Source organism: Aquabacter sp. (assembly GCF_965279295.1).
In the GTDB taxonomy this organism is placed as follows: Bacteria; Pseudomonadota; Alphaproteobacteria; order Rhizobiales; family Xanthobacteraceae; genus Aquabacter.
Genome location: NZ_CBDIHQ010000012.1, coordinates 260,578 through 279,614, shown reverse-complemented (window position 1 = coordinate 279,614; position 19,037 = coordinate 260,578). Strand labels below are relative to the sequence as shown.

The following is a 19,037-nucleotide window of genomic DNA, read 5'->3' as shown; positions in this document are numbered from 1 at the left end:
CCCTTAATGCGCGCTCATACCCTCGTGCGCAGCGCGCGGGATGATGGCGCCCCGGTGCATGATGACGGACCCGGCGAGGCGATGGCCGGCAAGGGCCGCATCCTCGGGCCCTTCGCCCTTCAGCCGCGCGGCGAGATAGGCGGCGTTGAAGCTGTCGCCGGCACCGGTGGTATCCACAGGGAGCACTTCGCGCTCGATCGGCACCTCGATCACTTTGCCCTCGGCATAGATGAGAGCGCCGGCCGGGCCGTTCTTGACCACCACTTCGCGCACCCCATACGTGGTGATCCGCTCGATGGTGGCCATGGGCGATGCATCCCCCCAGAGTGCCGCCTCATCCTCGAATGTGGGCAAGGCGATGGAGGCCCGCTTCAAGGCTTCCGCGAAGACGGTGCGCGCCCGCGCCGTGTCGCCGCCCCAGCCACGGGGGCGGAAATTACCGTCGAACACCCGCCACGCGCCATTCTCGCCCGCCATCTCCAGCGCCGCCAGGAAGCGGCCGAGACCGGCATTTGAATAGAGCGAGAGGGTGATCCCCGAGAAATAGACTGCGTGCGCGCCCACCAATTGCTCGGCGACAGACTGCCAGCCATCAAGCTCGAACAGGACGCGCGCGGGTGCGGTGTCGCGCCAGTAATGGAAGCTGCGCTCGCCCCTGTCGTCGGTGGTGATGAGATAAAGCCCCGGCACCCGCCCCTTCACCTGAAGGATGGTGTCGCGCCCGACCCCCTCCATGGCGGCAAGCTCGAGGATCTGGCTTGAAAACACATCATCGCCGAGCGCGGTGGCGTAGGAGGTCGCGATATCGGCCCGAGCGAGATAGACGGCCGTGTTGAACGTGTCGCCGCCGAACGCGAGGCCGAAGCGCCCGTCCGAGCCACGCGCCAGTTCCACCATTACCTCGCCCACGCAAACAACTTTAGACATGTCTTACCCTCAAACGCGGGCGCACCTTCCCCTACCCCCGCGCCGCACGCAAGTGATGGGACCAGGACACGACGCGATACCCGATGATGGCCCACCGCTGACACACCGCGCCCGTGGGTGGCGCGGTGGACAGATGGCGAAGGCCCAAATAGCCTTCCTCAGGCCGCTTGGCGGCGCCGCAGGAAGGCGTCCATGCGCTCCAGCGCGGCGCGGATGTTCTCGGCCGAATTGGCATAGGACAGGCGCATGTAGCCTTCCCCGAACACGCCGAAGTCCGGCCCGCCGATCACCGCAACGCCGGCATCCTCCAGCAGGGCGGAAGCCAGCGCCTTGGCGGAGGTCCAGCCGGTGCCGGAAACATTGGGGAATGCATAGAAGGCGCCCCTGGGCGTGGCGCAGGAGACGCCGGGCAGCGCGTTCAGCCCCGCAACCACCAGCGCGCGGCGGCGGTCGAACTCGGCGACCATGGCCGCCACGTCGTCATGCGGCCCGTCGAGGGCGGCGATGCCGGCATATTGGGTCGCGGCATTGACGCACGACCAGGCGTTCACCGAGAGCTTGCGCACCGCCTCGTAGAGCGATTTGGGCCACACCGAATAACCCAGCCGCCAGCCGGTCATGGCATAGGTCTTCGACCAGCCGTTCAGCAGGATCAGCCGGTCGCGGATTTCCGGGTAGGCCAGCAGGGTCTGGTGTTTCTCGCCGTCGAAAACGAAGTGGTCATAAATCTCGTCCGACATCAGGCAGACGTGGGGATGATCCGCGAGGCCCTTCACCAGCTTGTCGATCTCGGCCTTCGGGGTCACCCCACCGGTGGGGTTGGCGGGCGAGTTGATGATCAGCAGGCGGGTCTTCGGCGTGATGAGCGCCAGCGTCTCCTCAGCGGAGAAGGCGAAGCCGTTTTCCTCGCGGATCGGCACCGGGATCGGCGTCGCGCCGGTGTGCTCGATCATCGAGCGATAGATCGGGAAGCCGGGGTCGGGATAGAGGATCTCCGCGCCCGGCTCGCCGAACAGGCGGATGGCGGCATACATCGTCACCTTGCCGCCGGGCACGATCATCACCAGGCCGGGATCGACCTCGGCGCCGTAGCGGCGGTGGAGATCGCGCGCCACCGCCTCGCGCAGCGGCAGGATCCCCACCGAGGGGGTGTAGCCGTGGTGGCCGTCCTGGAGCGCCTTGATGGCGGCTTCGACGATATGCTGCGGGGTGCGGAAATCCGGCTGGCCGATGCCGAGATTGATGATGTCGCGGCCCTGGGCGGCCAGACTGGTGGCGCGGGCGAGAACCGCGAACGCGTTCTCCTCGCCGATGCGGTCGAAGGAATCGACGGTGGTGAGCATGGCTTCTCTCCCCGGCGGGCGGACCGCCTTTTTTGCTATTGCCTGTGGAGCAGATAGCAGAAAATTCGCCAGGGGGAGAACAGGCACCGCGCGGGGTCAGTCGCGAAAATAGTCCGGCCGGTCCCGCCGCATCCCGTCCGCTGAGGCGAGTGAGCGGGAGAGATGGTCGCGCACCGCGCGCTGTGCCTCTCCGCCATCCCCCGCCGCGATGCCGGCGACGATGGCCTCGTGATCGACGATGATCTGTGGCGCCTTGCCGGCGAGCGGCAGGTTCAGGCGGCGCAATCGATCGATATGGCCGGAGGAGCGGCGCACCAGGGCCCAAAGCTCCCCTGCTCCCACCAGATCGCACAAGGTTTCATGGAACGCCCGGTCCGCCGCGTCGAAGGCTTCGAGGTCGCCGGCGGCAAGCAGGGCTTGCTGCCGGGCGATGACGGCTTCAAGCGCAGAGATAGCGGCAGGCCGGTCCGCAGCCTCGGCCAACAGGCGCACCGCCTCTTGCTCGATGGAACGGCGCAGAAACTGGGTGCGCTTGGCTTGGCTAAGATCAATCGGGCTGACCTTGGTGGCGTGCTGGGGAAATACCTCCACCAGGCCCTCTTCCTCCAAGCGCATGAGAGCGTCGCGCACCGGAGTGGACGAAACGCCGAACAGGCCCTGAAGCGCCGCGCGCGGCAGTGTCGCGCCGGGCGGCAGCACCATTCCGACGATCTGCGCGCGCAGATAGTCGAACACCTGCGGCGCCGCCTGCCGGGAGCGGTCGCGCGCCGGGCGGGGGAGAAGCTGCGGATTGATCGCCTCGTTCATGCCCGCCCGTCATAGCATGAAATCCGATTGACCAACTAATGCATTAGTGTTTCAGTCTCTTTAGACCCGTATCAGACGGGCAAATCCGGGCCGAACGGCCGGGAGGAAAAGTCCTGGGAGGACGCCAGATGCCATCGCTCAAATTGATGTGCGCCGCTCTTTTGAGCGTCGCCGTCAGCACCTCATGTTTCGCCGCCGGTTATCCCGACCGGACGGTCACGGTGATCGTCCCGTTCCCCGCCGGCGGCGCCTCGGACAGCACCGCCCGCTTCCTCGCCCCCAAGATGGCGGAAGTGCTGGGCCAGAGCGTGGTGGTGGACAACAAGCCGGGCGCGAACGGCGGCCAGGGCGCCGCGCAAATGGCCCGCTCAGCGCCGGATGGATACACGCTGCTGGTCGGCTCCATCGGCGTCTTCGCCATAAACCCCGCGCTTTACCCCAACCTCGCCTACTCCCCGCAAAAGGATTTCGACCTTCTCACGGTCGCGGTGCGGACCCCGAACGTGCTGGTGACATCGCCCAACTTCCCGGCGAATTCGGTCAAGGAACTGGTCGAGTACATGAAGAAGAACCCGAACAAGGTGACATTCGCCTCGTCCGGCATCGGCTCATCCGACCATCTCACCGCAGCCATGTTCTGGCAGAAGACCGGCACCCAGGGGGTGCACGTCCCATACAAGGGCGGCGGCCCCGCCATTAACGATCTGATGGGCGGACATGCCGACGTCTCGTTCCAGAATCTGGCGTCCGTGGCGAACCAGATCCGCGCCGGCAAGCTGAAGCTGCTGGCGGTCACTGCCGCAGACCGGACCAGCGTGTTTCCCGACACCCCAACCATGGCGCAGGCCGGGGTGCCGCTGGAGGTCTACTCCTGGCAGGCAGCCGCCGGCCCCAAGGGGCTGCCCGCCGATGTGAAAGCCAAGATCGAGGCGTCCCTGATGGCCGCGCTGAGCGACCCGGAAACCAAGAAAAAGCTTAATGACATCGGATTTGAGGTGGTCGCCAATTCACCTGCCGCATTCGCCGCTTTCCAGGCCAAGGAGGAGGCCATGTGGAAGCAGGTGATTACGGAAGGCAAAATCACGCCAACGGAGTAGCAGGATATTGCCACTCTCTCTCCCGCTTGCGGGAGAGGGAGTCGACCGCGCTCGTGATAGAGGCTCAGCCTGATCTCCCATGACCAATCGCCCCAAGACCCCCGAGACGCTGCGCAGCGCGCGCTGGTTTGCGCAGGATGATCTGCGCGGCTTCGGCCATCGCTCGCGCGTGATGCAGATGGGCTATGCCCCGCAGGACTTCGTCGGCCGCCCAGCCATCGCCATCGTCAACACCTGGTCGGACATCAATCCCTGTCACGCACACTTCAAGGCGCGGGTGGAGGATGTGAAGCGCGGCGTGTTGCAGGCCGGGGGCTTTCCCATCGAACTGCCGGCGATTTCGCTGGCGGAGAATTTCGTCAAGCCGACCACCATGCTCTACCGCAACCTCCTGGCCATGGACACGGAGGAACTAATCCGCTCCCACCCGGTGGATGGCGTGGTGCTCATGGGGGGCTGCGACAAGACCACCCCGGCGCTGTTGATGGGCGCCACCAGCGCCGGCCTGCCTGCCATATTCGTTCCCGCCGGCCCGATGCTGCGGGGCAATTGGAAGGGTAAGATCCTGGGCTCCGGCTCGGACGCCTGGAAATATTGGGACGAGCGCCGCGCCGGTAACATATCGGACCAGGACTGGCTCGACATCGAGGGCGGCATCGCCCGCTCGTTCGGCCATTGCATGACCATGGGCACCGCCTCCACCATGACCGCCATCGCCGAAGCCATCGGCATGACGCTGCCGGGCGCCTCCTCCATCCCGGCGGCGGATTCCAACCACCAGCGCATGTGCGCGGCGGCCGGGCGGCGCATCGTCGATATGGTGTGGGAGGATCTGACGCCGGCTAAAATTCAGCAGCGCGGCAGCTTCGAGAACGCCATCGCGGTCGCCATGGCGATGGGCTGCTCCACCAACGCCATCATCCACGTCCTCGCCCAGTCGCGCCGTGCCGGCTGCCCGGTGACGCTGGATGATTTCGAGGCGGCGAGCCGCAAGGTGCCGACGCTGGCGAACGTGCGCCCCACCGGCGATACCTATCTGATGGAAGACTTCTTCTATGCCGGCGGCCTGCCGGCGCTGATGACCCGCATCCGCGATCACCTCGACCTCGACAGGCTCACTGTCTCCGGCCGCACCGTCGGCGAGAACATCGCCAACGCCACCATCTATAATGACGACGTCATCCGCCCGCTCGATCGGCCCGCCACGGACCAGAGCGCGCTCGCCGTTCTCAAGGGCAATCTCGCCCCGGAGGGATGCGTCATCAAGCCCGGCTGCTGCGAGCCGCACCTCTTGAAGCATTCCGGCCCCGCCATCGTGTTCGATGACTATCCCGCCATGAAGGCGGTGATCGACCGGGACGATTTCGACGTCACCCCCGATCATGTGCTGGTGCTGCGCAATGCCGGGCCCCAGGGCGGGCCAGGCATGCCGGAATGGGGCATGCTGCCCTTGCCGAAGAAGCTGGTGAAACAGGGGGTGCGGGACATGCTGCGCATTTCGGATGCGCGCATGAGCGGCACCAGCTATGGGGCCTGCGTGCTGCATGTCTCCCCCGAAGCCTATATCGGCGGCCCGCTGGCACTGGTGGAGACAGGCGACATTATTTCGGTGGACGTGGAGGCGCGGACCATTTCCCTTGAGGTCGCGGACGACGAGCTTGAACGGCGCCGTACCGCCTGGGTGGCGCCGCCGCCCCGCTTCGAGCGCGGATATGGCTGGATGTTCACCCGCCACATCGGCCAGGCACACGAGGGGTGTGACTTCGACTTCCTTGAGACATCCTTCGGCGCGCCCGTGGGCGAGCCGGCAATCTTCTGAAACTTCCGGGAGCAAAACGTGGACCTGCCCATCAACAGCTTCAAGCACGCGATTCACGCCGGGCGCCAGCAGATCGGCCTGTGGTGTTCGGTGCCCAGCAATTTCACCGCCGAAATCCTCGCCGGCTCCGGCTTCGACTGGCTGCTGCTGGACACCGAGCATTCGCCCAGCGAACTCCCTATCATCTACAGCCAGCTCCAGGCGGTGATGGAGGGGGCGGCGCAACCCATCGTGCGCATTCCCTGGAACGATTCGGTCGTCACGAAACGCTATCTGGACGCCGGGGTTCAGACCTTCCTCGTTCCCATGGTCCAAAATGCCGAGGAAGCCCGCGCGGCGGTCGCCGCCACGCGCTATCCCCCCAACGGCATCCGTGGCTTTGCCGCCGCCTCCCGCGCCTCGCGCTTCGGCCGGATCAAGGATTATTACGCCCGGTGCGAGGAGCAGATCTGCGTTCTGGTCCAGGTGGAGACGCAGGTGGCGCTCGACAATCTGGAGGAGATTTGCGCGGTCGAGGGCATTGATGGCGTCTTCATCGGGCCGGGCGACCTGTCGTCCAGCGTCGGCTATCTCGGCAAGCAGGGCGATCCCTATATCGTCGACATGATCGAGAAGACCATCCGCCGCATCACCGCCGCCGGAAATCGGGCGGGCATTCTGACCTCCGACGAGGCGCTGGCGAAACGCTACATGGCGGCGGGTACGGTGTTCACCGCGGTCGGCTCCGACAGCGGGCTGCTGGCGCGCTCGTCCGAGGCGTTGGCGCGACGCTTTAAGGACGCCTGATCGGCGTCAGTTCAGGGAAAGGCGGGCGGCACCGAGGATCGGACCCGGTGCCGTCTGCGTCCCTGACTGCACCATGACGACCACCGTATCCTCGCCATCTGGCGTGACTCGGGCGATCGGAACCGAATAGGTGGCCGCCTCGCCCTTCCAGGGGCCGAGCTTGACCCAGCCGCGCACGATATTGGTGTAGGTGATGGTCTTGCCGGCATTCTCGCCCCGGCTGATCGCCACCTCATGGGTGCGAATCACCGGGCAGACCCAGATATCGGCGACAAAGGCCGGGCTCTCCGCGTGCCGCGCGAGGGCTGCAACCTCCACCACCAGTTCATCGCCCTTGCGGGACAGCGTTACCGGAACGGAGAGCACTTGGGCGACATCCTTGGCGCGGACCATGGCCTTGATGACCGCTGCCTTGTCGCTCCCCTTGGCGGGGACGAAACCGTCGATCACCATCTGCGGCGTGTAGATCATGCGGTCGCCGCGCTGCTCCGCATACGCCCGCTGGCGCATCGAATGGCCATGCTTGGCGAGCGTATCCTTCCAGCCGATGTAATCCCAATAATCCACAGCGAGCGTGATCGCGATCACGTCGGGGTCCTTGGCGATTTCACCGAGGAGCGCATCTGCGGGCGGGCAGGAGGCGCAGCCCTGGCTGGTGAAAAGCTCCACCACCGCCTTCGGGGTGGATGAAGCAGCGGCCACCGGCTTCGGGGCCACCGGCGTCTGTGCCTGTGCCCGGCCGCCGGCCATCGCGCACAGCAATGCTGCGGCGAAAACGACTGCGGTGCGGTGCGAGGAACGGCTCATCGGCACATGCAACGGAATGGACCATCCAGAGGGAGAGTCACGCATAGGCGTGCGGTACGCCGGAGGCCAGTCAATTCGCGGTGAGAGATCGGCGGACGCGCCGTGCGCGCATCGCCAAACCGGAATGCCGGCCTCTTCGACATGAATATGGCCGGGTGTGACCCGGCCATATCAGGGCGTCACGCGCCCGGAGCGTTCCGGTTGCCCGGGCAAAGCCGGGACAACTGATGAAGCCTCAAAAAATCAGGCCGCCAGCGAGCGCAGGACATACGGCAGGATACCGCCGGACCGGAAGTACTCCAGTTCGTCCAGCGTATCGATCCGACAGATCAGCGGCACTTCCACCACCCGGCCGTCGGCATAAGCGACGATGGCGGTCATCGTCTGGCGCGGCTTGAGATCGCCCACGATACCGCGCAGCGTGACCAGTTCGTCGCCCTTCATGCCCAGGGTCTGCCAGGAGGTCCCCTCCTCGAACACCAGCGGCATGATGCCCATGCCCACCAGGTTCGAGCGGTGGATACGCTCGAAGGACTGCGCAACCACGGCGCGGATGCCGAGCAGCTTGGTGCCCTTTGCGGCCCAATCGCGCGAGGATCCGGTGCCGTATTCCTTGCCGGCGAGCACCACGAGCGGAACACCTTCCGCCTTGTAGCGCATCGCGACATCATAGATCGGCGCCTGCTCGCCGTCGGGGTAGTGCACCGAAATGCCGCCTTCGACGCCGGGGATCATCTGGTTCTTGATGCGGATATTGGCGAAGGTGCCGCGCATCATCACTTCGTGGTTGCCGCGACGCGTGCCGTACTGGTTGAAGTCCACCGGGCGCACCTGGTGCTCCACCAGATACTGGCCCGCAGGGCTCGACGCCTTGATCGAACCGGCGGGAGAGATGTGGTCGGTGGTGATCGAATCCAGGAACAGGCCGAGGACGCGGGCATCGATGATGTCGGCGACCGGGTCCGGGGTCTTGCTCATGCCCACGAAATACGGCGGGTTCTGCACGTATGTGGAGGAATCCTGCCAAGCGTAGGTCTGCCCGGTGGGGATGGCGATCTTCTGCCAGTGCTCATCGCCCTTGAAGACGTCGGAATATTTTTCCTTGAACATCTTCTTGGTGACGTTGTCGCGAATGCACTGGGCGATCTCCTTGTTGGAGGGCCAGATATCCTTGAGGTAAACGGGCTTGCCGTCGTCATCCATGCCCAGCGGCTCGGTGGTCAGGTCGACCTGGAGCGAGCCGGCAATTGCGTAGGCCACCACCAGCGGGGGCGAGGCGAGATAGTTCGCCTTCACGTCAGGGTTCACGCGGCCTTCAAAGTTGCGGTTGCCCGAGATCACCGCGCCAGCGACGATGTCGTTCTTGTTGATGGACTCGGAAATGGCCTCCGGCAGCGGGCCGGAATTGCCGATGCAGGTGGTGCAGCCGAAGCCCACCAGGTTGAAGCCGAGCGCGTCGAGATATTCTTGAAGGTCAGCGGCCTTCAGATAACCCTCGACCACCTGGGAGCCAGGCGCGAGCGAGGTCTTCACCCAGGGCTTCGACTTCAGGCCACGCTTGACCGCTGCCTTCGCGAGCAGGCCGGCGGCGATCAGCACCGAGGGGTTGGAGGTGTTGGTGCAGGAGGTGATGGCGGCGATCACCACGTCGCCATGGCCCAGGGTGTAATCGTGTTCCGCCACCGGGAAGCGGATGTCGGCTGCGCCGGGCTTCTTGAACTCGCCTTCGAGCGCACCGATGAAGCCGGCCTTCGAATCGGCCAGCAGCACGCGATCCTGGGGACGCTTGGGCCCCGCCATGGAGGGCAGCACCGTGTCGAGGTCGAGTTCAAGCGTGTCGGTGAAGACAGGATCGGGCGTGTCCTTCTTGCGCCACATGCCCTGCGCCTTGGAATAGGCTTCGACCAGCGCGACGCGGCTGTCCTTGCGTCCGGTCTCGTCGAGATAATCGATGGTCTCGCGGTCAACAGGGAAGAAGCCGCAGGTGGCGCCGTATTCAGGGGCCATGTTGCCGATGGTGGCGCGGTCCGCCAACGAGAGATAGTCGAGGCCGGAACCGTAGAATTCCACAAACTTACCCACCACGCCCTTCTTGCGGAGCATCTGGGTGACGGTCAGCACGAGGTCGGTTGCGGTGATGCCTTCCTTCATCCTGCCGGACAGCCGGAAGCCGATCACTTCCGGGATGAGCATGGAGATCGGCTGGCCGAGCATGGCGGCTTCCGCCTCGATGCCGCCGACGCCCCAGCCCAGCACGCCGAGGCCGTTCACCATCGTCGTGTGGCTGTCGGTGCCCACCAGCGTATCGGGATAGGCCACCGTGACGGTCTTGCCGTTCAGCTCTTCCTTGCGCGTCCAGACCGTCTGGGCGAGATATTCCAGGTTCACCTGGTGGCAGATGCCGGTGCCGGGAGGGACGACGCGGAAATTGTCGAACGCGCTCTGGCCCCACTTCAGGAAGCGATAGCGTTCCTGGTTCTGCTTGTATTCTTCCTCGACGTTTTTCTGGAAGGCGGTGGAATCGCCGAAATAGTTCACGATCACCGAATGGTCGATGACGAGGTCGACCGGCACCAGCGGGTTGATCTTCTCGGGGTCGCCACCCAGGTTCACCATGGCATCGCGCATCGCGGCAAGATCGACCACAGCGGGAACGCCGGTGAAGTCCTGCATCAGCACGCGCGCCGGCCGGTAGGCGATTTCCTTCTCGGCCTTGCCGCGCAGGGTCAGCCAATCGGCGACCGCGAGCACATCATCCTTGGTGACGCTGCGTCCGTCCTCGTAGCGCAGCATGTTTTCCAGCAGCACCTTCATCGAGTACGGCAGCCGGGCAATTCCCGTCAGACCGTTTTTCTCGGCAGCTTCAAGGCTGTAATAGACATATTCCTTGCCACCGACGGACAGGGAGGTGCGGCACTTGAAGCTGTCAAGGGAGGTCACGGCGCTTTGTCTCCGGTTCGATTATCGACCGACGCCAACAGTCCGAGGTTGTGGCAGCGCGAGGTGCCATCCCATCTTGGACGATGCGGTTCAGCCGCTTTATAGAGCCATTTTAAACCGCGGTCATGCGATAAGACGAACGAATGTGCCATGCACCAAATGCGACGCTCGGACCGCGATGGTCAGGGGTATTCCTTTCCGGCCACGCTTTGGCGTGCCGGCGTGGCACCCGCCTGCTGTTCGAAGGCCTGGATTTTATAATCAGTCCAAGTGAGGCACTCATCGTCACCGGTGCGAACGGGGTGGGAAAGTCATCCCTGTTGAGGATCGTGGCTGGGCTCATGACCGCGACATCGGGCCGCGTGCAATTGACGGGAATTGGCGAGGATGCGCGTCCCGCCGAGCAGATTCATTATCTCGGGCACGAGGACGGAGTGAAGGGCGCCCTCACCGTCACTGAGAATCTCAGGTTTTGGCGCAAGGTCCTCGGCATGCCGGGCCTGGACGTGGCGGACGCGCTGGAGGCCGTCGGCCTGGGGGGCCTCGGCCGCCTGCCCGCCCAGGTTCTTTCCGCCGGGCAGAAACGCCGCCTTGCGACCGCCCGGCTGCTGGTCTCGCATCGGCCCGTTTGGCTATTGGATGAGCCGACAACCGCTCTGGACGCGAGCGCCCAGGCGCAATTCGCGGCACTCGGGCGCGCCCATCTCGCGCAGGGCGGCCTCATCCTCGCCGCCACCCACGCCCCGTTGGATTTCGGCCCCGGCGCACGGGATCTGCGGCTCGGAGCCCGCGCATGATCGCCGCCTTTTTCGCCCTGGTGCGGCGCGATCTCGCCCTCGCCACCCGCTCGGGCGGAGGCGGGGGTCTCGGCGTGGTGTTTTTCCTTTCCGTGGTGGCGGTGGTGCCGTTCGCGGTGGGGCCAGACCTGGTGCTGCTGGCGCGTATCGGCCCCGCGATCCTCTGGATCGGCGCCATGCTGGCCAGCCTGATCGGCCTGGAACGCCTATTTGCCGCCGATGTGGAGGATGGCTCGCTCGACGCCCTCTCCGGGGCGATCCTGCCACTGGAACTGGTGGCCGCAGCCAAGGGGCTGGCCTATTGGATCGCCACCGGCCTGCCCCTGGTGCTGGCCGCGCCGTTCCTGGCTCTGATGCTCAATCTTGATCTGGCGGCGATCGGCGCGCTGGTGGCGACACTGCTGGTGGGCACCCCCGCCGTGACCGCCCTGGGCTTGATCGGCGCAGCTTTCGCCGGCGCGTTCCGACGCGGCGGGCTGCTGATCGCGGTTCTGGTGTTGCCACTCGCGATTCCTGTGCTGATCTTCGCCGTCTCCGCCACCGGGGCTGCCGTCACCGGGCCGGTGCCCTTCGGCACGCCATTCCGGGTGCTCATCGGTCTCGCCCTGTTCGCCCTGGTGCTCGGCCCGGTCGCGGCGGCGGCGGCTTTGCGGTCGGCGCGGGGATAGCGCTACGGCCGGCCCCGCCAAAAGAAAACGCCCGGCTTTCGCCGGGCGTCTATCATCTCAGGGAAGACGGCTGAGTTTTTCTCAGGCCTCTTCTTCACCTTCCTCGGCAAGAACCTCGACCAAATTCTCGTCGGTGTCGTCGGCGGCCACTTCGTCCTCATCGTCCTCGTCCACCGGCACCATCACGTTCTCGCCACGGGCAAGACGCTCGGCCTCTTCGGCGCTGCGGGCGACGTTGGCGGTGATGCTGACTTCGACTTCGGGATGCAGGGTGACGGGCACCTTGTGCAGACCGATGAGCTTGATCGGGTGGTTCAGCACGATCTGATGACGGCCGACGGTGAAGCCAGCGGCGGTCAGGGCATCGGCGAGATCGCGGGTGGAGACGGAGCCGTAGAGCTGGCCGCTCTCGCCGGCCTGGCGAACCAAGACCACGCTGGTGCCGTTGAGCTTGACGCCGACCGCATCGGCTTCCTTCTTCAGCTCGAGGTTGCGCGCCTCAAGCTGGGTCTTCATCTGGTCGAACTTGCTGCGGTTGTCCTTGGTGGCGCGCAGCGCCTTGCCCTGCGTCAGCAGGAAGTTCCGGGCATAACCGTCGCGCACACGCACCACTTCGCCCATCTGACCGAGCTTGGCGACTCGCTCGAGAAGAATAACGTCCATTTTGATCTCCTTCAGTTCCGTGTTCGATTGGTATTGGGTTCGATTGATATTGGATGATTTCGTCGTGAATTTAGACCGCTCAGCGGTCATTGGCGGCGGGGGGACCGCCGCCTGTTCCCAGGCGCGTTCGCAGGTCGAACATGGTGTCCACCAACCCGAGACCGGCGATAATCAGCGCCGGCCAGCCGAGTGTCGCGGTCGCGACCCATGCAGCGGTGAGAATAAGAGAGCGACCGCTGCGGCCGCGCGTCAGGAAATGCAGCACCGCAAAGCCGGCGATGGTGAAGCCTGTCACCAGCGTCGCCCCGGCGACAGAGGCGGACAGCCCCATCATGCCGGGCGCCACAGATGCGGCGATGATCACCGCCAGCACAAGCGAGGTCACCGGCGGCAGCCGGATCGCCGCGAGGTCCGGCCAGGGGCGGGCAAGCCGGCCGGAAAGCAGGGTCGCGCGGCCCGCGAGATAGAGGCAAATGAGCTGCGTGACCATGGAGAGGGTGCCGGCCATGGGCGGCAGAACCAGCGCCACCAGGGACGCCATATTCGCCGCATCCGCCGGCGCCATACCGCCCGTTCCGCCGCCATCCTTCTGGACCTGGACGAACGCCTCGAAGGCGGCGCCCACGGCGGTTCGATAGGCCTCGTAATTGGATGCGATGGTGAGGAGGCCGATGATCGTGCCGGCGCTCGCGACCACGGCGGCGACCAGAACGAGCCCGGTCACGGAAAACCACACCAGCCCGCCGCGTCCCGCAGGTTCCGAACGGGCCAGCAGCGCCGCGTAGGCAAGCGCCCAGGCCGGTCCGCCGATGCCGATGAGATAGGCGATGAGAAACGTGCCGCCAAACACAAATGTAAGGCCCGCGCCCGCAGCCGCGACCGCAATCAGGCCCGCCCAATGGGTAAACGAGAGGGCGGCCACCATGACGGGAAGGGGGGCGAGATAGAACAGGGGCACGGCAAGCACCGTTCCCGTAGCGACACCCGCCACGAGAAGTGCTGACGCCGCGCCGGCGGCGATGCCGATGAGTAAGATCTGTACCATTCTCTCGCTGTCCCGCCGGGGCGGTTAGAGACCGGTCGCAATGCCGGCCTCAACTGAAGATGCCGCGAGGAGCCGCGGCATCTTCTTATGTCTCAGGCGCTCCGAAAGGAGCGCCAAACCGCGATCAGCGGATCACGAAGGGCAGCAGACCCAGGAACCGCGCACGCTTGATGGCGGACGAGAGTTCGCGCTGCTTCTTGGCGGAGACCGCAGTGATGCGGCTCGGCACGATCTTGCCGCGCTCGGAAATGTAGCGCTGCAGGAGCCGCACGTCCTTGTAGTCGATCTTCGGCGCACTCGGGCCGGAGAACGGGCAGGTCTTGCGACGACGGAAGAACGGACGGCGCTGACCGCCGCCGGCGCCACCAGCTTGAGCGAATGCCATCAGACCGTCTCCTCGCCCGGAACTTCTTCACGATCACGGGGGCGGCGCGGACGGTCGTCGCGGTCGCGACCACCACCGAAGCCACGGTCGCCGCCGCCGAAGCCGCGATCCCCGCCAAAGCCACGCTCGCCGCGCTCGCGGTCGTCGCGGTCACGCTTCTGGAGCATGGCCGACTGGCCTTCCTCGTGCTCCTCGACGCGCAGGGTGAGGAAACGCAGAACGTCCTCATCGATGCGCATCTGGCGCTCCATCTCCGCCACCGCCGCCGCAGGGGCGTCGATGTTGACGAGCGTGAAGTGCGCCTTGCGGTTTTTGTTGATGCGATACGTCAGGGTCTTCACACCCCAATATTCGGTCTTGCCGACCGAACCGCCGTTCGCCTCGATAACACCCTTGAAGCGGGTGGTCAGTTCCTCGACTTGCTGCGCCGTGACGTCTTGGCGCGCGAGGAACACGTGCTCGTAAAGAGCCATGTGTCTCTTGCCTTTCCTGTTCGACCATCCCCCGGCGTCAAGCCCTTTCGAACCTTTTGGAAAGGCTCGTCAGCTCGGAAGGCGGGGACACGGGACGACGGGCACCTACCCTACCGGCTCTTTTCGCTTGCGCGACAAAAGCCAGCCGTCCGTTCAGCCCCCGACCGGGGCAACGGAAGCGGGGCGTATAGCAGATTTGGCCGCCGATGCAAGGTTTGGCTTTGCCGAGCACGATGGCGTCGAGCCAAAAATTAGTGAACCACTGCGCTCGTGCCGAGCTTCGCAAGGATGGAGCGCACCTCCCTAAAGGTCATCTCCACCGAACTCCAACTGCTGCCCATGAATCTGTCTTGAAAAATAGAATTATGGCTCTGACCATGAAAAACTTCGCGTTTCGCATACCCACGAAGCACAACTTCGTGCAAAATCTTGACGCTTCGTTCGCCGCATCCCTCCTGAATACAATAGTTAGGAAAGCGTCCGGTACCGGACACCCCAATCCTAATCACTGCATTTTCGCGATCAAATCCGTAGGTGGAAAAATTCTCAAGCAATCTAACAATAAATTTCCGTGAATCAAAAAGTGTATTTATAATATCTTCAATATGGGCGCTGGACTGCATCAACCCCTCCATACCTTCTGCAAAGAATATTGCTCAGGTTGTCGCTGAGCGGCGATTATCAAGACCTCACTTTCAAAAAGAGCGCCAAGGCAACCAATATGGCGACAAGTTCGGCTTTTTGGTGTGCTGCGCCTCCTCCACTTTTGCCCGCCAGCACGACCCTTGACACCCTCGACATCCCGGTGTCTCTCCCCTCCCCAATTTACCGGCCAGATAAAAGCTATAAGGGAACGCGCATGAGCACGGCCTTCATTTTCCCCGGACAGGGCAGCCAGGCGGTCGGAATGGGCAAAAGCCTCGCCGACGCTTTCCCAGCCGCACGCGCGGTGTTCGACGAGGTGGACGCGGCACTTTCGCAGTCCCTGTCTAAGCTCATGTGGGACGGCCCGGCGGAAGACCTGACCCTCACCGCCAATGCGCAGCCCGCCCTTATGGCGGTGTCGCTCGCCGCCATGCGTGTGCTGGAAGCCGAAGCCGGGCTCGACCTTGCGAAGGAAGCCGCCTTCGTCGCCGGCCATTCGCTGGGCGAATATTCCGCCCTCGCGGCCGCCGGCGCGCTGAGCATTTCCGATGCGGCCCGCCTGCTGCGCATCCGTGGCACGGCCATGCAGGACGCGGTGCCCGTGGGCCAGGGCGCCATGGCCGCGCTGCTTGGACTTAGCTATGAGGACGCGGTGGCAGTGGCGGCGGAAGCTGCCGGCAGCGAGGTCTGTCAGGCCGCCAACGACAATGCCGACGGCCAGGTGGTGGTCTCCGGCGCGACGCAGGCGGTCCACCGGGCGATCGAGATCGCCAAGGCCAAGGGTGCATCGCGCGCCATCCTCCTGCCCGTATCCGCCCCCTTCCATTGCCAACTCATGGCGCCGGCTGCGAAGATCATGGCCGAGGCGCTGGCATCCAGCGCCGTCAGGGCGCCGGTCGTCCCACTGGTTTCCAACGTGAAGGCCGGCCCGGTCACCGACCCGCAGGAGATCGTGCGCCTTCTTGTCGAGCAGGTGACCGGCACCGTGCGCTGGCGCGAAAGCGTGCTGTTCATGGCGGGCGCGGGCGTGACCCGCACAGTCGAGGTCGGCGCCGGCAAGGTGCTCTCCGGCCTCTCGCGCCGGATCACCAAGGACATCACCGCCTCCGCCATCGGCACACCCGATGATGTGGCCGCCTTCATCACCGCCCGGCGCGCACCCGCCGCCTGAGGCGCCTTCCCCCATTCATATCTATTGTCCGGAGCCTCCCATGTTCGACCTCAGCGGCAAGACCGCGCTCGTCACCGGCGCCACGGGCGGCATCGGCGGCGCCATCGCCAAGGCCCTCCACGCCCAGGGCGCGATTGTCGCGGTCTCGGGAACCCGTCGCGAGGCGCTGGATGCCATCGCGGCTGAGATGGGGGACCGGGTGCATGTCCTCCCCTGCAATCTCGGGGTGACGGAAGACGTGGAAAAGCTGATTCCCGACGCGGAAGCTGCCCTCGGCCAGGTGGACATCCTGGTCAACAATGCCGGCATCACCCGCGACAACATCTTCATGCGCCTCTCCGACGAGGCGTGGGATCAGGTGATCGCTGTGAACCTCACCGCCGCCTTCCGCCTGTCGCGCGCCGCCGTGCGCTCCATGATGCGCCGCCGTTCGGGCCGCATCATCTCCATCACCTCGATCGTCGGCGTGACCGGTAATGCGGGCCAGGGGAACTATGCCGCAGCGAAGGCCGGCATGATCGGCATGAGCAAGTCGCTGGCGCAGGAAGTGGCCAGCCGCGGCGTGACCGTGAACTGCGTCGCGCCCGGCTTCATCGCAACGCCGATGACCGACGCGCTGAACGAGAAGCAGCGCGAAGGCATTCTGAAGGCCGTGCCAGCGGCGCGCCTTGGCTCGCCGGACGATATCGCCTCCGCCTGTGTCTATCTGGCGTCCAACGAAGCGGCCTATGTCACCGGCCAGACGCTGCACGTAAACGGCGGCATGGCGATGATCTGAGCCTTATCCGGCAACCCAGACTGGACCTTGACGCCGGGATGGGCTTTGCTGGCATAGGCTGAGGAAGTGTGGTAACGACCCGCTCCATCCGACCGAGCTTTAGGAACGCCCGTTCGGATGTGGAATTTCTGTGCTTCACCCATACAGTGGGGTGTCAGCACGGTGGGGGCTGGGCACGGCGTGTGAAAGGCTTTATGCCGTCTCACAGTCGCCGTACGGCAAGACATAATTCAGACAACGAGGGTGCATCGATGAGTGACATCGCCGAGCGGGTGAAGAAGATCGTCGCGGAGCATCTGGGCGTCGAGCCCGACAAGGTCACGGAAAATGCCAGCTTCATCGACGATCTCGGCGCCGACAGCCTCGACACCGTCGAGCTCGTGATGGCCTTTGAAGAAGCGTTCAACACGGAAATTCCGGACGACGCAGCCGAGACCATCCTGACGGTTGGCGACGCGATCAAGTTCCTGGAAAAGAACGCAAGCTGAGCCTGATCTTTTCGACATAGACGGTCGCGGTGCGAATCGCCCGCGGCCGTTGTCGTAATTGTCCCGGAGTTCCCTCATGAGACGTGTTGTCGTCACTGGCCTCGGCATGGTGACGCCGCTCGCCTGCGGTGTCGAGCCGACGTGGCGGCGACTGCTTGCCGGTCAGAGCGGTGCCAGCTTGGTGGACCGCTTCGACGTGTCCGACTTGCCTTGCAAGATCGCCTGCATCATTCCGCGTGGCGACGGCTCGGACGACAGCTTCAATCCGGATCACTGGATGGAGGCGAAGGAACAGCGCAAGGTCGATGAGTTCATCGTCTTCGCCATGGCAGCCGCGAAACAGGCGCTGGACGATGCCGACTGGCATCCCAAGACCTATGAGGACCAGATCGCAACCGGCGTCCTGGTGGGCTCCGGCATCGGCGGCATCGAGGGCATTGCCGAGGCGGCGCACATCCTGAAGGATCGTGGCCCGCGCAGAATCTCGCCTTTCTTCATTCCCGGCCGCCTGATCAATCTCGCGGGCGGCTATATTTCGATCGCCCACGGCCTCAAGGGTCCCAACCACGCGGTTGTCACGGCCTGCTCCACGGGCGCGCACGCCATCGGCGATGCGGGCCGGCTGATCGGGCTGGGCGATGCCGACGTCATGCTGGCAGGCGGCACGGAATCCACCGTCAATCGTCTTGCCCTCGCTGGCTTTGCCGCCTGCAAGGCGCTCTGCACCAACTTCAACGACGACCCGACCCGTGGCTCCCGGCCCTATGACCGCGACCGTGACGGCTTCGTCATGGGTGAAGGCGCGGGCATCGTCGTGCTGGAGGAATACGAGCACGCCAAGGCGCGCGGCGCGAGAATCTATGCCGAGCTGACCGGCTACGGCCTGACGGGCGATGCCTTCCACATCACCGCCCCCTCCCCCGATGGCGACGGCGCCTTCCGCTGCATGAGCGCGGCGCTGAAGCGGGCGGGCGTGACGGCGGGCGATGTGGACTACATCAACGCCCACGGCACCTCGACCATGGCCGACGAAATCGAACTGATGGCGGTCGAGCGCCTGCTGGGCAATAACGCCGGCAACGTTTCCATGTCCTCCACCAAGTCGTCCATCGGTCACCTGCTGGGCGCGGCCGGTGCGGTGGAGGCAATCTTCTCGGTGCTGGCGATCCGCGATCAGATCGCCCCGGCCACGCTCAATCTCGATAATCCCTCGGTGGAGACCCCCATCGATCTGGTGCCGCTCAAGGCGCGGGAGCGCAAGATCGACGTCGCCCTGTCCAATTCGTTTGGCTTCGGCGGCACCAACGCCTCCCTCGTTTTCCGTCGCCTCGAAGCGTGAGTTCTGGGCCGTCGTGACCGGCGGTCCTATTTCCGTCCAGAAAAACGTTATCCCCTTTC

Annotated in this window: 19 protein-coding genes; 9 read left to right on the top strand and 10 right to left on the bottom strand. The window is 64.9% G+C overall.

Annotated features, from left to right (window positions below):
* Window positions 1-3: 3 nt before the first annotated feature.
* The 3 genes from ADADO0_RS06765 to ADADO0_RS06755 all read right to left on the bottom strand — a co-directional run bounded on the left by ADADO0_RS06765 (window position 4) and on the right by ADADO0_RS06755 (window position 3,077).
* Entirely contained in the window at window positions 4-927 is a 924-nt protein-coding gene (locus ADADO0_RS06765; protein ID WP_511304350.1) for a sugar kinase, read from the bottom strand.
* Window positions 928-1,085: 158 nt separating this feature from the next.
* A complete protein-coding gene (locus ADADO0_RS06760) occupies window positions 1,086-2,270 on the bottom strand; it encodes a pyridoxal phosphate-dependent aminotransferase (RefSeq protein WP_511304349.1) in 1,185 nt (394 codons plus the stop codon).
* A 96-nt stretch (window positions 2,271-2,366) separates the two neighbouring features.
* The gene (locus ADADO0_RS06755) at window positions 2,367-3,077 is read right to left on the bottom strand and encodes a GntR family transcriptional regulator (RefSeq protein WP_511304348.1); all 711 of its coding nucleotides are present in this window, start codon (window positions 3,075-3,077) and stop codon (window positions 2,367-2,369) included.
* A gap of 128 nt (window positions 3,078-3,205) precedes the next feature.
* On the opposite strand from ADADO0_RS06755, the gene ADADO0_RS06750 reads away from it, so the two are divergent.
* From ADADO0_RS06750 to ADADO0_RS06740, 3 genes are all read left to right on the top strand, one after another.
* Window positions 3,206-4,174, top strand: coding sequence for a Bug family tripartite tricarboxylate transporter substrate binding protein (locus ADADO0_RS06750; RefSeq protein WP_511304347.1), 969 nt, complete (start codon window positions 3,206-3,208; stop codon window positions 4,172-4,174).
* Window positions 4,175-4,253: 79 nt separating this feature from the next.
* The gene (gene araD / locus ADADO0_RS06745; RefSeq protein ID WP_511304346.1) at window positions 4,254-5,993 is read left to right on the top strand and encodes an L-arabinonate dehydratase; all 1,740 of its coding nucleotides are present in this window, start codon (window positions 4,254-4,256) and stop codon (window positions 5,991-5,993) included.
* Window positions 5,994-6,011: 18 nt separating this feature from the next.
* Window positions 6,012-6,779, top strand: a complete 768-nt coding sequence (locus tag ADADO0_RS06740; RefSeq protein WP_511304345.1) for an aldolase/citrate lyase family protein — start codon at window positions 6,012-6,014, stop codon at window positions 6,777-6,779.
* Window positions 6,780-6,785: 6 nt separating this feature from the next.
* Here the strand turns inward: ADADO0_RS06740 and ADADO0_RS06735 are convergent, their stop codons facing one another.
* Both ADADO0_RS06735 and acnA read right to left on the bottom strand, forming a co-directional pair.
* The gene (locus ADADO0_RS06735) at window positions 6,786-7,586 is read right to left on the bottom strand and encodes a DUF1223 domain-containing protein (protein ID WP_511304344.1); all 801 of its coding nucleotides are present in this window, start codon (window positions 7,584-7,586) and stop codon (window positions 6,786-6,788) included.
* A 243-nt stretch (window positions 7,587-7,829) separates the two neighbouring features.
* Window positions 7,830-10,526, bottom strand: coding sequence for an aconitate hydratase AcnA (acnA, locus tag ADADO0_RS06730; RefSeq protein WP_511304343.1), 2,697 nt, complete (start codon window positions 10,524-10,526; stop codon window positions 7,830-7,832).
* A 143-nt stretch (window positions 10,527-10,669) separates the two neighbouring features.
* Here acnA and ccmA point away from each other — a divergent pair, with 143 nt between their 5' ends.
* Entirely contained in the window at window positions 10,670-11,323 is a 654-nt protein-coding gene (gene ccmA / locus ADADO0_RS06725) for a heme ABC exporter ATP-binding protein CcmA (RefSeq protein WP_511304342.1), read from the top strand.
* Window positions 11,323-11,991 carry a heme exporter protein CcmB gene (gene ccmB, locus ADADO0_RS06720; protein ID WP_511304407.1) on the top strand — a complete coding sequence of 223 codons (669 nt, stop codon included), beginning with the start codon at window positions 11,323-11,325 and terminating at the stop codon, window positions 11,989-11,991. The genes ccmA and ccmB overlap by 1 nt, the downstream gene beginning before the upstream one ends.
* Window positions 11,992-12,072: 81 nt before the next feature.
* On the opposite strand, the gene rplI is transcribed toward ccmB, so the two are convergent.
* The 5 genes from rplI to ADADO0_RS06695 all read right to left on the bottom strand — a co-directional run bounded on the left by rplI (window position 12,073) and on the right by ADADO0_RS06695 (window position 15,180).
* Window positions 12,073-12,654, bottom strand: coding sequence for a 50S ribosomal protein L9 (gene rplI / locus ADADO0_RS06715; RefSeq protein WP_511304341.1), 582 nt, complete (start codon window positions 12,652-12,654; stop codon window positions 12,073-12,075).
* Between the two features lie 79 nt (window positions 12,655-12,733).
* Entirely contained in the window at window positions 12,734-13,699 is a 966-nt protein-coding gene (locus ADADO0_RS06710; RefSeq protein WP_511304340.1) for a DUF2232 domain-containing protein, read from the bottom strand.
* Between the two features lie 124 nt (window positions 13,700-13,823).
* Window positions 13,824-14,084, bottom strand: coding sequence for a 30S ribosomal protein S18 (gene rpsR, locus ADADO0_RS06705; RefSeq protein ID WP_511304339.1), 261 nt, complete (start codon window positions 14,082-14,084; stop codon window positions 13,824-13,826).
* Window positions 14,084-14,557, bottom strand: a complete 474-nt coding sequence (gene rpsF / locus ADADO0_RS06700; protein ID WP_511304338.1) for a 30S ribosomal protein S6 — start codon at window positions 14,555-14,557, stop codon at window positions 14,084-14,086. The genes rpsR and rpsF overlap by 1 nt, the downstream gene beginning before the upstream one ends.
* Window positions 14,558-14,808: 251 nt before the next feature.
* Complete coding sequence (locus ADADO0_RS06695; RefSeq protein ID WP_511304337.1) at window positions 14,809-15,180, bottom strand: hypothetical protein; 372 nt, start codon at window positions 15,178-15,180, stop codon at window positions 14,809-14,811.
* 236 nt (window positions 15,181-15,416) lie between these two features.
* Between ADADO0_RS06695 and fabD the strand changes: the two genes are divergently transcribed.
* The 4 genes from fabD to fabF all read left to right on the top strand — a co-directional run bounded on the left by fabD (window position 15,417) and on the right by fabF (window position 18,978).
* Complete coding sequence (gene fabD / locus ADADO0_RS06690; RefSeq protein WP_511304336.1) at window positions 15,417-16,373, top strand: ACP S-malonyltransferase; 957 nt, start codon at window positions 15,417-15,419, stop codon at window positions 16,371-16,373.
* Window positions 16,374-16,413: 40 nt separating this feature from the next.
* Complete coding sequence (gene fabG / locus ADADO0_RS06685) at window positions 16,414-17,151, top strand: 3-oxoacyl-[acyl-carrier-protein] reductase (RefSeq protein WP_511304335.1); 738 nt, start codon at window positions 16,414-16,416, stop codon at window positions 17,149-17,151.
* Window positions 17,152-17,402: 251 nt separating this feature from the next.
* Complete coding sequence (locus tag ADADO0_RS06680; protein ID WP_511304334.1) at window positions 17,403-17,639, top strand: acyl carrier protein; 237 nt, start codon at window positions 17,403-17,405, stop codon at window positions 17,637-17,639.
* A gap of 76 nt (window positions 17,640-17,715) precedes the next feature.
* The gene (fabF, locus tag ADADO0_RS06675) at window positions 17,716-18,978 is read left to right on the top strand and encodes a beta-ketoacyl-ACP synthase II (protein WP_511304333.1); all 1,263 of its coding nucleotides are present in this window, start codon (window positions 17,716-17,718) and stop codon (window positions 18,976-18,978) included.
* The last annotated feature ends 59 nt before the right edge of the window (window positions 18,979-19,037 follow it).

Coding starts and splice junctions, on each gene's coding strand:
- ADADO0_RS06765 (WP_511304350.1), bottom strand. CDS start 927: ATGTCTAAAGTTGTTTGCGTGGGCGAGGTAATGGTGGAACTGGCGCGT.
- ADADO0_RS06760 (WP_511304349.1), bottom strand. CDS start 2,270: ATGCTCACCACCGTCGATTCCTTCGACCGCATCGGCGAGGAGAACGCG.
- ADADO0_RS06755 (WP_511304348.1), bottom strand. CDS start 3,077: ATGAACGAGGCGATCAATCCGCAGCTTCTCCCCCGCCCGGCGCGCGAC.
- ADADO0_RS06750 (WP_511304347.1), top strand. CDS start 3,206: ATGCCATCGCTCAAATTGATGTGCGCCGCTCTTTTGAGCGTCGCCGTC.
- araD (WP_511304346.1), top strand. CDS start 4,254: ATGACCAATCGCCCCAAGACCCCCGAGACGCTGCGCAGCGCGCGCTGG.
- ADADO0_RS06735 (WP_511304344.1), bottom strand. CDS start 7,586: ATGAGCCGTTCCTCGCACCGCACCGCAGTCGTTTTCGCCGCAGCATTG.
- ccmA (WP_511304342.1), top strand. CDS start 10,670: ATGTGCCATGCACCAAATGCGACGCTCGGACCGCGATGGTCAGGGGTA.
- rplI (WP_511304341.1), bottom strand. CDS start 12,654: ATGGACGTTATTCTTCTCGAGCGAGTCGCCAAGCTCGGTCAGATGGGC.
- ADADO0_RS06710 (WP_511304340.1), bottom strand. CDS start 13,699: ATGGTACAGATCTTACTCATCGGCATCGCCGCCGGCGCGGCGTCAGCA.
- rpsR (WP_511304339.1), bottom strand. CDS start 14,084: ATGGCATTCGCTCAAGCTGGTGGCGCCGGCGGCGGTCAGCGCCGTCCG.
- rpsF (WP_511304338.1), bottom strand. CDS start 14,557: ATGGCTCTTTACGAGCACGTGTTCCTCGCGCGCCAAGACGTCACGGCG.
- ADADO0_RS06695 (WP_511304337.1), bottom strand. CDS start 15,180: ATGCAGTCCAGCGCCCATATTGAAGATATTATAAATACACTTTTTGAT.
- fabD (WP_511304336.1), top strand. CDS start 15,417: ATGAGCACGGCCTTCATTTTCCCCGGACAGGGCAGCCAGGCGGTCGGA.
- fabG (WP_511304335.1), top strand. CDS start 16,414: ATGTTCGACCTCAGCGGCAAGACCGCGCTCGTCACCGGCGCCACGGGC.
- ADADO0_RS06680 (WP_511304334.1), top strand. CDS start 17,403: ATGAGTGACATCGCCGAGCGGGTGAAGAAGATCGTCGCGGAGCATCTG.
- fabF (WP_511304333.1), top strand. CDS start 17,716: ATGAGACGTGTTGTCGTCACTGGCCTCGGCATGGTGACGCCGCTCGCC.